Here is a 13377-nt window from a genome sequence, read left to right as displayed (position 1 = left end):
GACAACGGCTACGGCGAGACGGACGAGCGGTTGTACCGACTCGCCGCCGACCAGCCCGGATTCCTCGGTGTCGATGCCGCTCGTGGCGCGAACGGCCTGAGGGTCACGGTGTCGTACTGGAGGGACGAGGACTCGATCGCCGCCCGGCGGGATCACGCGGAGCACACCCTGGCCCGTGAGCGGGGACGCGAGCACTGGCACGCGTCCTTCTTGCCGCACGTGGCCAAGGTCGAGCGCGCCTACGGGTTCACCCGCCCGGCGGACGTGCAGACCCGACGCCGTCCGTCCTTCACCGCGACCTTCTCACGCGGAGGTGCGGGTCGCCCGGTCCGAAGTCGGCTCCAGGCGGACGACGATGCCCTTCGACGTGGGCTGATTGCTGATGTCGGCGACGCTGTCCAGCGGCACCAGGACGTTGGTCTCGGGATAATAGGCGGCGGCGGAGCCCTGCGCGGCGGGATAGGGGACGACCTCGAAGTTCCGGGCGCGGCGCTCGGTGCCGTCCGCCCAGACGCTCACGAGGTCGACCTGGTCGCCCTGGGCGAGGCCGAGCCCGGGGAGGTCGGCCGGGTTGACGAGCACGACGTGGCGGCTGCCGTGGATGCCGCGGTAGCGGTCGTCGAGCGAGTAGGGGATGGTGTTCCACTGGTCGTGCGAACGCAGGGTCTGCAACAGCAGATGACCCTCGGGCGCCTTCGGGACCACCCGCTCGTTGCGGGTGAACAGCGCCTTGCCGACCGACGTGTTGAAGACGCCCTCGTTGACCGGGTTGGGCAGCTGGAAACCACCGGGTCGCGTCACCCGCGCGTTGAAGTCGTGGAATCCCGGCACGATACGGGAGATGCGGTCACGGATCGTGCCGTAGTCCCCCTCGAACCGGTCCCAGGGGATGTCCGGCTTGCCGCCCAGGGTGCGGCGGGCGAGCCGGCACAGGATCGCGACTTCGCTGAGCAGCAGGTGCGAAGCCGGTTCGAGGCGCCCCTGGGACGTGTGCACCTCGCTCATCGAGTTCTCCACCGTGACGAACTGCTCGCCGTCGGCCTGGACGTCCCGTTCGGTGCGGCCGAGCGTCGGCAGGATCAGCGCCGTGTCACCGCACACGGTGTGCGACCGGTTCAGCTTGGTGGAGATGTGGGCGGTCAGCCGGCAGGAACGCATCGCCTCCTCGGTGACCTCGCTGTCGGGAGCGGCACGCACGAAGTTGCCGGCCAGGGCGAGGAACACCTTGACGCGGCCCTCGCGCATCGCCTTGATCGCGTTCACCGAGTCGAGCCCGTGCGGGCGCGGCGGGTCGAAGCCGAACTCCTCCTGCAGCGCGTCGAGGAACGAGTCCGGCATCTGCTCCCAGATGCCCATGGTGCGGTCGCCCTGGACGTTGCTGTGCCCGCGCACCGGGCAGACGCCGGTGCCGGCCCGCCCCAGGTTGCCGCGCAGCATCATGAAGTTGACGATCTCCCGGATGGTGGGCACACCGTGCTTGTGCTGGGTGATGCCCATCGCCCAGCAGACGACGACGCGTTCACTGCGCAGGACCTCGTCGCGGACCTTCTCGATCTCCTCGCGGGTCAGTCCGGTCGCCGCCCGCACGTCGTCCCAGTCGACGGTGCGCGCGTGCTGGGCGAACTCCTCGAAGCCGGCGGTGTGAGCGTCGATGAAGTCGTGGTCCAGAACGGTGCCGGGCCGGGCGTCCTCGGCTTCCAGCAGCAGACGGTTGAGGGCCTGGAAGAGGGCGAGGTCACCCCCGGGCTTGATGTGCAGGAAGCGGTCGGCGATCTGGGTGCCGCGGCCCACGACCCCGCGTGCTTTCTGCGGGTTCTTGAAGCGCCGCAGCCCCGCCTCGGGCAGCGGGTTGACCGCCACGATGCGGGCGCCGTTGCGCTTGGCCTCCTCCAGGGCGGAGAGCTGGCGCGGATGGTTGGTGCCGGGGTTCTGTCCGACCAGGAAGATCAGTTCGGCATGGTGGAGGTCGTCGAGGGTGACGGTGCCCTTGCCGGTGCCGAGTGTCTCGCTCAGGGCGAAGCCGCTGGACTCGTGGCACATGTTGCTGCAGTCGGGCAGGTTGTTGGTGCCGTAGGCGCGGGCGAAGAGCTGGAGGAGGAAGGCGGCCTCGTTGCTGGCCCGCCCCGAGGTGTAGAAGACGGCCTCGTCGGGGGAGGAGAGCGAGGTCAGTTCCCCGGCGAGCACGTCCAGGGCGTCGTTCCAGCCGATGGGCTCGTAGTGGTCGGAGCCCTGCCGCTTGATCATCGGCTCGGTGAGCCGGCCCTGCTGGTTGAGCCACATGTCGGAGCGCCCGGCGAGGTCGGAGACGCTGTGCCGGCGGAAGAAGTCGGCGGTGATCCGGCGCTTGGTGGCCTCGTCGTTGATGTGCTTGGCGCCGTTCTCGCAGTACTCGTTGCGGTGGCGCTGCCCCGGGGCCGGATCCGCCCAGGCGCAGCCCGGACAGTCGATCCCGCCCACCTGGTTCATGGCCAGCAGGTCCACGCCGGTCCTGCGCGGGGACGTCTGCTCCAGGGAGTACTCCAGCGCGTGCACGACCGCGGGGACTCCGGCCGCCCACTTCTTCGGCGGTGTCACGGAGAGGGTGGTCTCCGGCTCCTCACGGGGCGGGTTCTGCATCGCATCGCCTTTCTCTTGCCGCGGCTCGCTCGCCGCGGTGTCCTGCCGCGTCCGGTACGCGGGTCAGCCGACGGGCCACTGGGCCACCCGGCTCCTCGGCGGTTCCGGGTGGTCGTGCTGTACCCGGCCGTTGCGGATGGTGCCGCGCCAGGCCCCGCCCTCCTGGCCCAACCCCTCGATGAACTGCTTGAAGTTCTGGAGTTCGCGGCGCACCAGCCGGGTGGTCACCTGCGTGACCTTGGACGACCCGGTGAGCCGTTTCGCGACTCCGCGTGGCTCCAGGAGCATCCGGACGGTGATGGCGGTGCCGCCCGAGTCCGTCGGCCTGAACTCCACCTCGCCCTGGTGGGAGGGGCGCTGCTCCAGGGCGCGCCAGGCCAGGTAGGCGTCCGGGTCCTGCTCCACGATCTCCACGGCGAAGCGACGCCGGAGCGGCCCGTAGCCGATGGTCCAGGCGGTCACGGTGGGCCTGACCTGCTCCACGCCGTGCACCACGCCGGAGAACCGGGGGAAGGTCTTGAACTGCGTCCACTGGTTGTACGCCGTCCGCACCGGCACCGCGACCTCGACCGTCTCCTCGACGTGCCACCGCCGCAGCGGCCGACGGCGCGTGACGCCGTCACTGTCGGGCCGCATCCCCGGAGTGTTCGGGACGGCCTGCCGGGAGTCGTGTTCACGCGCCATCGTGGCCTCTCCTCCGGTGCGGGTGCCGGGGCGTCGCGCCCCACGGCCCCCTTCGTGCGTCGGGCTTCTCTCCCGGTTCCCCCATCGCGGTTTTCGACGCGTCCCCGCTCGATCGGCTTCCCGCGCGGTCCCGGCCGCGGGATCCCCGAGTACCCGCACGGGTCGCAGAGCCGTCCTGCGACGGGTCGGCCTTGGTGTCCGGCCTGGCACGGCTGTGCCGCTGGACCGTCCGGGCGTCCCCGGTGGTGTGAGGTTGCAGGGGCCCCGCTGGTGCCGTAAGGGGCGAGGCGCAGGGTCTCGCCGTCGACGCGGAGCGCTGCGCGGGGCGGCCGCTCTCGCCGTGGGCGGTCTCCCGTGTCACCTCGGTCACCAGGCACTCAACGCCGCGGGCGTAAGAGACCCGTCAAAGCGGATGCTGGTCATGGCGATCATCGCGGTGTTCATCGCCGGTCTCATGGTCGGACGTACACCCGAGTACCTGGGCAGGAAGGTCGGCACCCGCGAGATCAAGCTCGCCGCCTGCCACATCCTCGTCACCCCGGCGCTGGCGCTCGTCTTCACCGCTGCGGCGATGGCGCTGCCCACCCCCGCCCACTCGATGGCCAACAGCGGGGCGCACGGGTTCTCCGAGATCCTCTACGCCTACCCTTCGGCCGCCAACAACAACGGCTCGGCCTTCGCCGGACTGAACGCGGACACCCACTGGTTCAACACCACCCTGGGCCTGGCCATGGTCCTCGGCCGCTTCCTGCCCATGGTGTTCGTGCCGGCGCTGGCCGGCCCGCTCGCGGAGCAGCAGCCGGTGCCGGTGACAGCGGGCACCCTGCGCACCGAAAAGCCGATGTTCACCGGGCTGTTGGCGGGCGCGATCCTCATCATCACCGGTCTCACGTACTTCCCGGCCCTCGCGTTGGGCCCGCTGGCCGAGGGGCTGGCGTCATGACCACACGCACAAAGGTCCCGCGTGACGAAAGCGAAGAGATGTCCCCCACCACTGCGACCCGGGCGCCGCACAGCGACGCACCCACCCGGCACCCGTCCCCCGAGAAGCGAGTCGGCGGCGGCCTCCTCGACCCCGGGCAGCTGCTGAAGTCGCTGCCGGACGCCCTCCGCAAGCTCGATCCGCGGGTGCTGGTCAAGTCGCCCGTGATGTTCGTGGTGTGGATCGGTTCCGTCCTGACCACCGTCTTCTCCTTCAAGGACCCCGGCGACCGGTTCGGCTGGACCATCAGCGCCTGGCTGTGGCTGACGGTCGTCTTCGCCAACCTCGCGGAGGCGGTCGCCGAGGGGCGCGGGAAGGCGCAGGCCGACACCCTGCGCAAGGCCAAGAGCGACACGATCGCCCGACGACTCGACGGGTCCGTCGAAGAGCAGGTCCCCGGCACCGAGTTGAGGATCGGGGACCTGGTGGTCTGCGAGGCCGGCGACGTCGTTCCCGGCGACGGTGACGTCGTCGAGGGCGTCGCGTCGGTCGACGAGTCGGCGATCACCGGTGAGGCGGCACCCGTCATCCGCGAGTCGGGCGGCGACCGAAGTGCCGTGACCGGCGGGACGAAGGTCCTCTCCGACCGGATCGTCGTCGCGTCAGGGCCGCACCTGGAGTCGGGTCACACCTGAGCGATGCTCAGCGCGTCGCGCCGTGTCCTGCGGCGGCGCAGGACGAACACCGTGGTCGTGGCAACAGCGGTGGCCAGGCCGGCGGCGAGGGTGATCGGCAGGGCCGGTGAGGTGCTGCCGGTGTCGGCGGCGTTCTGCGCCTTGAGGTCCGCGACGCAGGGCGCGTACGGGACCTTGACTCGGCAGTTCATCAGCGGTGCCCTGGCCCCCGTTCGTCGGCTCATGGCCGTTTCGCGTGGTCCTCCGACCGTCGGACGGAGGCGGGGGTGCCGTCGGTGCGGGCTTCCAGCGCGTGCAGGACGGCCACCATGTCCTCGGCGCCGTGGCCCTGTTCGACGGCCTCGCCGTACAGGGCGTGGCAGGCGTCGAGGAGCGGGGAGGCCAGGCCGGCCTTGCGGGCGGCCTCGGCGATCAGACGGTTGTTCTCCAGGACGTTGGTGGCGGCGGCCTGCACGGTGAAGTCGCGGGCCAGCAGCTTGGGGCCCTTCACCCGCGAGACGGCACTGGCCATCGGGCCCGCGTCCAGGACGTCCCGCAGCAGGCGCTGGTCGAGTCCGTGCCGGTCGGCGAAGTGGAACGCCTCGGCCAGCCCGGTGACGAGGGTGATCAGGAACAGGTTCACCGAGAACTTCATCAGCAGCGCTCCGGGGACCGCACCGCAGTCGAACGTCTCCCGGCACATGGCGGCCAGCAGAGGGCGCACGGCGGCGACGGCGTCGTCGTCACCCGCCGTCATGCCCACCAGTTCGGCCCGCTCGGCCGGGATGCGGGAGCCGGAGACGGGAGCCTCGACATACCGTCCGCCCGCCGCCCGGACGGCATCCTGCAGACCGGCCGAGTACTCGGCCGAGGTCGTGCCCATGTGGACGACGGTCCGTCCGGCCACGAGATCGGCGAAGTCCGGGGTGCCGCGCCCCAGGACGGCGTCCACGGCAGCCTCGTCGGCCAGCATGAGGATCACGGTTCCGGCCCGGTCGAAGACCTCGGCAGGGCGCGCGGTGACCTCGGCTCCGGCGGCGCGCAGGGCCTCGCACCGGCCGGGAGTGCGGTTCCACACGACGAGCGGGGTCCCGGACCGGGCGAGGTTGAGGGCCATGGGCCGGCCCATGGTTCCGAGGCCGATGAATCCCACGTACACGAGGCACCGCCTTCTCCGGCTCACGCCGAAGCCGAGCCGCTGCCGCACACTATGACAGCGGTCATAGTAGGCGTGTCTATGACGACGGTCATAGAGTGAACCCGTACGAACCCGGACGCGGAGGTCGGCGATGGCGGTGTCCGAGAGGGGAGCCCGGGAGCGGATGGTCTTCAGCGCTGCCCAGCTCATCCGGCGCGAGGGCGTCGCAGCTACCGGCATGCGCGAGGTGGCCGCCCACGCCGGCGCGCCGCGCGGTTCACTCCAGCACTACTTCCCCGACGGCAAGGAGCAACTGGTCAACGAGGCGGTGGAGTGGGCGGGCCGGTACGCGGGCAAGCGCGTGGCGCGTTTCCTCGCGGCCCTGCCCGAGCCGACACCGAGCGGGCTGTTCGCCGAGATGGTGCGCCAGTGGACCGACGAGTACGAGAGCTCCGGCTTCGCCGGTGGCTGCCCGGTGGCCGCCGCCACGGTGGACTGGGCGGAGTCGACCGCGTCCACGCGGGCGGCCGCGGCGGAGGCCTTCGCGACCTGGACCGGTCCGGTGGCCCGCGCGCTGACCGGCATGGGCGTGCCCGGGGAACGCGCGAGCGCGCTGGCCACCCTCATGGTGAGCGCCCTGGAAGGGGCGATCCTCATGGCCCGGGCGGAGCGGGACGTACGACCGCTGACGACCGTGGCAGGTGAACTCGGCCCCTTCCTCGACGCGGCGGTGTGTCGGGAGGGCTGACCGGTTCTGCCGCGGCGGACCGCGAGCGGCCTCACGGTGCCGGAGCCGGTGGCGCCGAGGGCCTCAGCCGGCGGCGGCGCGCCCGGGCCCGTACGCCCAGGTTCTGATCGGGTCGACTGGCCAGGCCGCGGAGCCCAGTTCAGTCATGACGGGCACCGTATCGTGCGGCCTCGAAGAGCCTCGGTCTCGGCCGGGGCCGGAGGGCCGGGGACGCCGTTGCCTGTCGTCCTTACTCGCCGGGTCTCAGGATGGCGCTCACGACCACGTCGAAGAGGTGATCGGTGCGTGCGGCGAGGGAGGGCTGATCGCTGAGCCATGCCAGCGAACCGGCCAGCGCGAACAGGTCGGTGCCGTCGATGTCGGTGCGTGCCAGGCCGTGCGCCTGGGCGCGGGTGAGGAGTTGGGTGCCGGCGGCGCGCATCGCGACGCACGAGGCGTGCAGCGCGGACCGCGGGTCCTCGATGGCCGTGACCATCAGGTCCACGACACCGCGGTAGTTGTGCGCGCAGGCGACGAAATCGCGCAGCCACGACGCCAGCGCGTCGTCGGGCGCCCTCGACGTTTCGAGGGCTGCCGCCTTCACCGCCAGTTCGTCGAAGCTCGTGCGGAGCAGGGCTTCGAGCAGTGCCTCGCGGGTGGGGAAGTGGCGGATCAGCGTGGCGAGTCCCACCCCGGCCCTGCGTGCGATGTCGCGCAGCGATGCGTCGACGCCCTGCTCGGTGATGACGGCGCCCGCGACGGCGAGGAGGTGGTCGTGGTTCTTCCTGGCGTCGGCCCGCATCTGCTCCCCTTGACTATCCGGATCAGTGATCCATATATTCGGATCAGTGGTCCGGATACCCGGATCGCTGATCCGGATAAGCGTATCCCGCAGCGCGGGCAGGAGAAAATGATGTCGACAGACACGATGAGGGCCGTCCGGCTGCACGAGTTCGGCGGCCCCGAGGTGCTGCGTTACGAAGAGGTGCCGGTTCCCGTGCCGGGCCCCGGTGAGGTGCTGCTGCGCGTGCACGCGGTGGGCCTCAATCCTCCCGACTGGTACGCCCGCGAGGGGATGCCCGACGTACCTCCCGAGCTCAAGCCCCCGTTCGACCTCCCCCTGATTCCGGGGACCGACGTCTCGGGCGTCGTGGAGGCCGTCGCCGCCGACGTCGACGCCTTCACCGTGGGGGAGGAGGTGTTCGGTCTTGTGCGCTTCCCCACCGCTCTCCAGGGCGGCGCGTACGCCGAGTACGTCACCGCGCCGGCCTCCGACCTCGCGCGCAAGCCGGCTTCCGTCGACCATGTCCACGCCGCCGGCGTGCCCATGTCGGGACTGACGGCGTGGCAGTTCCTGATCGACCTCGGGCACGACCATCCCTCGCCGTTCCAGGCGGCTCGGCATCGCCCGATGGCGCTCGGAGCCGGGACCACCGTGCTCGTCAACGGCGCTGCCGGTGGCGTGGGGCATCTCGCGCTCCAGCTGGCCAAGTGGAAGGGGGCCCGCGTCATCGCCGTGGCCTCGGGCACCCACGAGACGTTTCTGCGCGAACTCGGCGCCGACGAGTTCATCGACTACACCAAGGACCGCCCGGAAGAGGTCGCCCGGGGCGTCGATCTCGTCCTGGACTCCGTCGGGGGCCCCGGCAGCAGGCGTTTCCTGCAGACCGTCAAGCGCGGCGGGGCCCTCTACCCGGTGTACTTCGGAGAGTTCGACGACGAGGAGAACGAGAAGCTGGGTGTCACCGTCACGGCCACCCAGGTCCGTTCGAACGGCGCGCAGCTCGCCGAAATGGGCCAACTGCTCGAAGCGGGCAACGTCCGTGTCGCGATCGACAGCACCTTTGCGCTCGCGGACGCCCGGGCGGCGCACGAACGGGCCGCCCGGGGGCACATCCGGGGCAAGATCGTGCTCACGGTCGCCCAGGACTCCTGAGGAACGAGCCCTGGCCCGTCACCTGGGCGGAATAGCGGCGCCCGTACCGCGTCCGGCATGACAAGCTGTGCTTCCCACTGCCCGAACCCAGGAGGTCACGATGACCGCAGAAGCTGCGTCCCCAGAAGGTTCGGAGCCGGCTGAGCCCGAGACGTCCGCGCTCGCGCCCGACAGCGACGGCAACTACGACCTCAAACGAAAGTTCCGAGAGGCATTGGCCCGCAAGCGCGGTGCGGAGGCGGACGCCGCCGACCTCGCTTCCAACCCCCACGCGTCAAAGATCCGTGGAGCGCACGGCCCGGCGTCGAGCCAGCGGTCGTTCCGGCGCAAGAGCGGGGGCTGAGCGGGAGCGGTTCCGGGCTCCGGCCGTTCAGCTCCAAGCGGAGTTGTCCCGCCGGACCGCCGGACCGCCGGACCGCCGGACCGCCGGACCTCCGGCGCCCGGCGAGGTAGGGTGCCGCGCTAACCCTGGTCGGCCGCCATGGCGCGCCGGACGCTCTCGCGGAGCAGGGCCCGACGCTGCTCATGCAGTTCGGGGGGTTCCTGTGCGGTCGCCGCATAGACATTGCTGACCGGTGACCAGGCCATGGACATGGCGATCACCATGGCCATGAGGTCGAACGGATCTCCCTGGCATACCGAACCGGCGGCCTGGGCCTGGGCAATGGCCCGCAGCTTGCCGTCGTCGAGGCGGTCGGGGTCGGCGACCAGGTGGCCCACCGGCCGTCGCTCCAGACGTGCCCAGGTGGCCAGCCGGATGAGGTCGGGGCGCCGGAGATACTCGTCGTAGAGGCGCACGGCCCAGTCCACGAGGTCGGTGGCGTCGATCGGGACGACATTGACGATCTGCTCGAGCGACCCGAAGAAGATGGCGTCGAAGAGCCCTTCCTTGTTGCCGAAGTGGGCGTAGAGCTGCGCCTTGTTCGTGTGTGCCGCGGCCACGATCCGTTCGATGCGCACCGGCGATCCCGGGCTCGGCGAACTCCTGCGTGGCCACGTCGAGGATCCGCTGGTACGTCGCGGCTCCGCGCGGGGTCAGGGGCTGGCAAGTGAGCGGCTCGTCGTCGGTACTTCGGCGGACGCCACTGGAGCGGCGCGATCTGCGGCCCGACGACCTCGCGGTCCGGGTCGACTACTGCGGTGTCTGCCACACCGATCTGCACGCCGTCAGCGCCTGGTCCGGCGAAGGGGACCAACCTCTGGTGCCGGGGCACGAGTTCACGGGCGTGTGACCGAGACCGGACCCGCGGTCACCCGCTTCACCGTCGGCGACCCGGTCGCGGTGGGCAACATCGTCGAGTCGTGCGGCGATTGCGCGATGTGCCGGGCCGGGCCGGCCATGAGAACTTCTGCCACGCCTTTCCGGCCCTGACCTACGACGGCCTCGACCGGCACGACGGATCGACCACCCTGGGTGGCTACTCCCGCGAGTACGTCGTCCGCGACCGCTTCGCCCACCCCCTGCCCGCGGGCCTTGATCCGGCCGCCGCCGCTCCTCTGCTGTGCGCCGGCATCACCGTCTGGGAACCCATGCGGGCCCTCGGGGTGGGGCCCGCGACCCGCCTCGCCGTGGTGGGGCTGGGCGGCCTGGGGCATCTCGCGGTCAAGATGGCCGTGGCGCTCGGCGCCCACACCTCGGTTGTCAGCCGCTCACCGGACAAGGCCGACGACGCCCGCCGTCTGGGTGCCCACGACCTCATCGTCTCCACGGACGCTGAACGGATGGCCGCTGCCCGCGACCGGTTCGACGTCGTCATCGACACCGTCTCCGCCCCGCACTACCTCGGCCCCTACCTGCGCCTGGTCGCCATGGACGGGACACTCAGCCACCTCGGGCATCTCGGACCCGTCACCGTGGAGACCACCGACCTGCTCGTGGGCCGAAAGAAGCTCAGTTCCGCCGGCAGCGGCGGCCTACGCGCGACGGCCGACGTGCTCGACTTCTGCGCCCGACACGGCATCACCGCCGACGTCGAGATACTCCCCTCGGCGCGTGTGAACGAGGCCCTCGACCGCCTCCGGGCGCAACGACGTCCGCTACCGCTTCGTACTCGACATGTCCGATCTGGGCTGAACGGGCCTACAGCCGACGGCACTTGTGTGCGGCGGCCTCGCCGCGCCCAACTCCCGGGTCGCGGATACGCCGTTGAACGATTGGTCACCGCCGCATAGGTTCCGGCGTATGACGAACGTACGGATCGGTGTGATGTACGACCGCGACTGGGCCCCGGAAGGGCTGCCCGAGTTCGCGCGGCAGGCCGAGGCGCTCGGCCTGGACGACCTGTGGGTGGTCGAGGACCTCGGGTGGAACGGCGGGGTGTCGGCGGCGGCCGTGGCACTGGGAGCCACGCAACACATCAGGGTCGGCATCGGCATCGCCCCCGCCCCGCTGCGCAGCCCGGCGCTCCTGGCGATGGAACTGGCCACGCTGGCACGGGTGTTCCCCGGGCGGCTGGTGGCCGGGATCGGGCACGGGGTGCAGGAGTGGATGGCCCAGGTGGGCGCCGCGGCCCGCTCCCCGCTGGCCCTGCTGGCCCTGCTGGAGGAGACCATCACCTCGGTGCGCGCGCTGCTGCGCGGAGAGCGGGTGGAGGTGGCGGGCCGCGAAGTCCGCCTGGACGGCGTTCAGTTGACACACCCTCCGGCCGAGCCACCGCCGGTGGTCGCGGGTGTGGTGCGTCCGCGCTCCCTGGAGCTGTCCGGGCGGGTCGCGGACGGTACGGTGATCACGGAGGGCCACGGCCCGCACGACCTGGAGAACGCCCGCGCACTGATCGCCAAGGGCGGCGCCGCCTCCGACCACACCCTCACGGTCTTCGCCTTCGCCTGCGTCGGTGACGACGCCGACGAGGTGACCCGCGCCCTGCACGCGCACATCGAGGGCCACGCCGCCTGGCTCGGCCGTCCGCCGCACGAGGTGTTCACCGTCTCGGGTCCCGCGGCCAGGGCCGCCGGGCACATCCGCGAGCTGGCGACGGCCGGCGCGGACACGGTCGTCCTGCGGATCGCCGGTCCGGATCCGCTGCGGCAGCTGAAGGCCGTATTGGAGGCGGTCGGGCAGCGGGACTGAAGTCCCGGGTTCGCGGTCGCCGTACGTCCTCGGTCAGCTTCGGCTGAGGACGGGAGTCCGACGTCCGGAGCGACCAGGACCGTTACTTGGCCGGCAGGCTCGCTGCGAACGCGCGTCCCCCGTCGATCCACGCGACCAGGGCCTCGTCCTCCGTCACGGCGGCCCCGGCGACCACGAGCCAGCCGCGCGTCGGGCGGCCGGGCAAGTCGAAGGGCCGTGTCCCGGGCCGGGCCCTTCGTCGTACGCCATCAGTCGTCTCCTTGCCGCTCGGAGAGCCTGCGTTCGAGGTCGCGCAGGTCCTTGGTGAGGGAGGAACGGACCTGACGGGCGAACAGGGGTGCTGCGAGGCGGAGTAGACCGCCGGGGCCTCCCCGGACCCGGATGGCCGCGAGCGTGCCGCGCGGGTGCGGCTCGAAGGAGTAGGTCACGTGCATCGGCATGGGAGCGGCCACCGAGACCATGTCCAGCAGCTTCGGAGGTTCGTACACGGCCACCCGCAGGACGTAGTCGATGCGCCTGCCCAGGAAGTGCGCCCTGCGGGTGACCTCGGCGCCCGTCCCGAAGCCGCCGCCGTCCGCCTGCCGGGTCAGGTCCGCCGTACGGATGCCCTGTGTCCATTCGGCGTCGTGGCGCCAGTCCATGGCGTACGCGGCCACGCGCTCGGGAGGCAGCGGGATCTCGCGCCGCACTGTCACGTCGATGCTCATCGTGTCACCGCCTCGCACCCCTGACTCCGGCGGTCGCCGCCGCTCGGTCCCCTCCAGCATGGCCGTGATCGGGGGCGGATGCGCGCCGCAGGGGTGCGTCGGGCAGGGCGCCGACGTCACCGGTCCGTTCGGGGGCCCATTTGCTCTCCGGCCCCCGGTTGCGCGGTGGGGCATGCTGGTATCCATGGGTGCCGGGCCGGGAGGTGCACGGATGCGAGGGTGGGCCGGGGGGTGGGTGATCGTGGGGGTGGTCGTCCTGGTGGCGTGCGGCGGCTCCTCAGGAGGAACGTCCGGGGGTGGCTCCCCGACGCCGTCGGCCGGTGCGTCGACGTCCGCGCCCGGGGCGCCCTCCACGAGCTCGTCCGCGGCACCGACCGCGAGCCCGACCGTACGAAGCCCGTCCGCTTCAGCTTCCGTACCCTCCTCGCCGAAGAGCTGTGCCGGCGGGCATGTGGAGGTCACCGTGGCCCCCGGTGATCCGGTCCGGCAGCAGGTGTGTGTGCGGCCCGGGACCGTGGTGTCGCTCGTCCTGCGCCCTCGTACGGACGGCAAGCGGTGGACCGCCCTACGCAGCTCCGCGCCGGTCTTCGTCCTCCCGTCCGGCTGGCGGCTGGGCGCGGACGGCACCGCGCGGGCCTCGCTGCGCTGCGCTGGGACGCGCGGCGGTGTTGCCGACGTCACCGCCCTGGCGAAGGAACCCGACCTGGTGGGCGCGGGCGGTGTGGCCTTCACCTTGCAGGTGAACGTGGTGCCGCACACGACGGCGGGGTGACCCCGGAAACCGGGATCACCCCTTCACCGCGACCCGCGACCCGCGACCCGCGACCCGCGACCCGCGACCCGCGACCCGCGACCCGCGACCCGCGACCCGCGACCCGCGACCCGCGACCCGCGACCCGCGAC

General features: G+C 71.6%; 11 protein-coding genes and 4 pseudogenes. 8 read left to right on the top strand and 7 right to left on the bottom strand.

The window, feature by feature from the left end; genetic code table 11:
• Positions 1-303: 303 nt before the first annotated feature.
• Together RKD20_RS02335 and RKD20_RS02330 are read right to left on the bottom strand one after the other, a co-directional pair.
• Positions 304-2616 carry an FdhF/YdeP family oxidoreductase gene (locus tag RKD20_RS02335; RefSeq protein ID WP_424876137.1) on the bottom strand — a complete coding sequence of 771 codons (2313 nt, stop codon included), beginning with the start codon at positions 2614-2616 and terminating at the stop codon, positions 304-306.
• A 63-nt stretch (positions 2617-2679) separates the two neighbouring features.
• The gene (locus RKD20_RS02330) at positions 2680-3300 is read right to left on the bottom strand and encodes an SRPBCC family protein (protein WP_424876136.1); all 621 of its coding nucleotides are present in this window, start codon (positions 3298-3300) and stop codon (positions 2680-2682) included.
• Between the two features lie 412 nt (positions 3301-3712).
• Between RKD20_RS02330 and RKD20_RS02325 the strand changes: the two are divergent.
• Positions 3713-4243: pseudogene (locus RKD20_RS02325) on the top strand (potassium-transporting ATPase subunit KdpA); the annotation flags it as partial.
• A pseudogene (locus RKD20_RS02320) lies at positions 4240-4881 on the top strand (potassium-transporting ATPase subunit B); the annotation flags it as partial. The pseudogenes RKD20_RS02325 and RKD20_RS02320, both read left to right, overlap by 4 nt.
• Before the next feature lie 26 nt (positions 4882-4907).
• Here RKD20_RS02320 and RKD20_RS02315 read toward each other — a convergent pair.
• Positions 4908-5141 (bottom strand): hypothetical protein, encoded by a 234-nt coding sequence (locus RKD20_RS02315; RefSeq protein WP_424876135.1) that lies wholly within the window; start codon positions 5139-5141, stop codon positions 4908-4910.
• Complete coding sequence (locus tag RKD20_RS02310) at positions 5138-6055, bottom strand: NAD(P)-dependent oxidoreductase (protein WP_424876134.1); 918 nt, start codon at positions 6053-6055, stop codon at positions 5138-5140. The genes RKD20_RS02315 and RKD20_RS02310 overlap by 4 nt, the downstream gene beginning before the upstream one ends.
• Before the next feature lie 130 nt (positions 6056-6185).
• Here RKD20_RS02310 and RKD20_RS02305 point away from each other — a divergent pair, with 130 nt between their 5' ends.
• Complete coding sequence (locus RKD20_RS02305; RefSeq protein WP_424876133.1) at positions 6186-6782, top strand: TetR/AcrR family transcriptional regulator; 597 nt, start codon at positions 6186-6188, stop codon at positions 6780-6782.
• Between the two features lie 229 nt (positions 6783-7011).
• On the opposite strand, the gene RKD20_RS02300 is transcribed toward RKD20_RS02305, so the two are convergent.
• Complete coding sequence (locus RKD20_RS02300; RefSeq protein ID WP_424876132.1) at positions 7012-7563, bottom strand: TetR/AcrR family transcriptional regulator; 552 nt, start codon at positions 7561-7563, stop codon at positions 7012-7014.
• A gap of 111 nt (positions 7564-7674) precedes the next feature.
• Between RKD20_RS02300 and RKD20_RS02295 the strand changes: the two genes are divergently transcribed.
• A complete protein-coding gene (locus tag RKD20_RS02295; RefSeq protein ID WP_424876131.1) occupies positions 7675-8697 on the top strand; it encodes an NADP-dependent oxidoreductase in 1023 nt (340 codons plus the stop codon).
• A 100-nt stretch (positions 8698-8797) separates the two neighbouring features.
• On the top strand, positions 8798-9040 hold the full coding sequence (locus tag RKD20_RS02290; RefSeq protein ID WP_020120256.1) for a DUF5302 domain-containing protein: 243 nt from the start codon (positions 8798-8800) through the stop codon (positions 9038-9040).
• Positions 9041-9159: 119 nt separating this feature from the next.
• On the opposite strand, the pseudogene RKD20_RS02285 reads toward RKD20_RS02290, so the two are convergent.
• Positions 9160-9736: pseudogene (locus tag RKD20_RS02285) on the bottom strand (TetR family transcriptional regulator).
• Between the two features lie 10 nt (positions 9737-9746).
• Here RKD20_RS02285 and RKD20_RS02280 point away from each other — a divergent pair.
• Positions 9747-10771 (top strand): annotated as a pseudogene (locus tag RKD20_RS02280) (NAD(P)-dependent alcohol dehydrogenase).
• Between the two features lie 108 nt (positions 10772-10879).
• Positions 10880-11767, top strand: a complete 888-nt coding sequence (locus tag RKD20_RS02275; protein WP_424876130.1) for an LLM class flavin-dependent oxidoreductase — start codon at positions 10880-10882, stop codon at positions 11765-11767.
• Between the two features lie 248 nt (positions 11768-12015).
• On the opposite strand, the gene RKD20_RS02270 is transcribed toward RKD20_RS02275, so the two are convergent.
• Positions 12016-12474: an SRPBCC family protein gene (locus RKD20_RS02270; RefSeq protein ID WP_424876129.1), complete on the bottom strand. Its 459-nt coding sequence runs from the start codon at positions 12472-12474 to the stop codon at positions 12016-12018.
• A gap of 463 nt (positions 12475-12937) precedes the next feature.
• Here RKD20_RS02270 and RKD20_RS02265 point away from each other — a divergent pair, with 463 nt between their 5' ends.
• Entirely contained in the window at positions 12938-13246 is a 309-nt protein-coding gene (locus RKD20_RS02265; protein ID WP_424876128.1) for an acetyl-CoA synthetase, read from the top strand.
• The last annotated feature ends 131 nt before the right edge of the window (positions 13247-13377 follow it).

It is taken from the genome of Streptomyces sp. SLBN-8D4 (assembly GCF_049739545.1).
Classification (GTDB): Bacteria; Actinomycetota; Actinomycetes; order Streptomycetales; family Streptomycetaceae; genus Streptomyces; species Streptomyces canus_C.
Note: the sequence above shows the minus strand (reverse complement) of the source record. Positions and strands in the feature narration are given on the sequence as shown.

Bases quoted from the DNA above. Each gene is read 5' to 3' on its own strand.
- RKD20_RS02335 (WP_424876137.1), bottom strand. From the start codon at position 2,616: ATGCAGAACCCGCCCCGTGAGGAGCCGGAGACCACCCTCTCCGTGACA.
- RKD20_RS02330 (WP_424876136.1), bottom strand. From the start codon at position 3,300: ATGGCGCGTGAACACGACTCCCGGCAGGCCGTCCCGAACACTCCGGGG.
- RKD20_RS02315 (WP_424876135.1), bottom strand. From the start codon at position 5,141: ATGAGCCGACGAACGGGGGCCAGGGCACCGCTGATGAACTGCCGAGTC.
- RKD20_RS02305 (WP_424876133.1), top strand. From the start codon at position 6,186: ATGGCGGTGTCCGAGAGGGGAGCCCGGGAGCGGATGGTCTTCAGCGCT.
- RKD20_RS02300 (WP_424876132.1), bottom strand. From the start codon at position 7,563: ATGCGGGCCGACGCCAGGAAGAACCACGACCACCTCCTCGCCGTCGCG.
- RKD20_RS02295 (WP_424876131.1), top strand. From the start codon at position 7,675: ATGTCGACAGACACGATGAGGGCCGTCCGGCTGCACGAGTTCGGCGGC.
- RKD20_RS02290 (WP_020120256.1), top strand. From the start codon at position 8,798: ATGACCGCAGAAGCTGCGTCCCCAGAAGGTTCGGAGCCGGCTGAGCCC.
- RKD20_RS02275 (WP_424876130.1), top strand. From the start codon at position 10,880: ATGACGAACGTACGGATCGGTGTGATGTACGACCGCGACTGGGCCCCG.
- RKD20_RS02270 (WP_424876129.1), bottom strand. From the start codon at position 12,474: ATGAGCATCGACGTGACAGTGCGGCGCGAGATCCCGCTGCCTCCCGAG.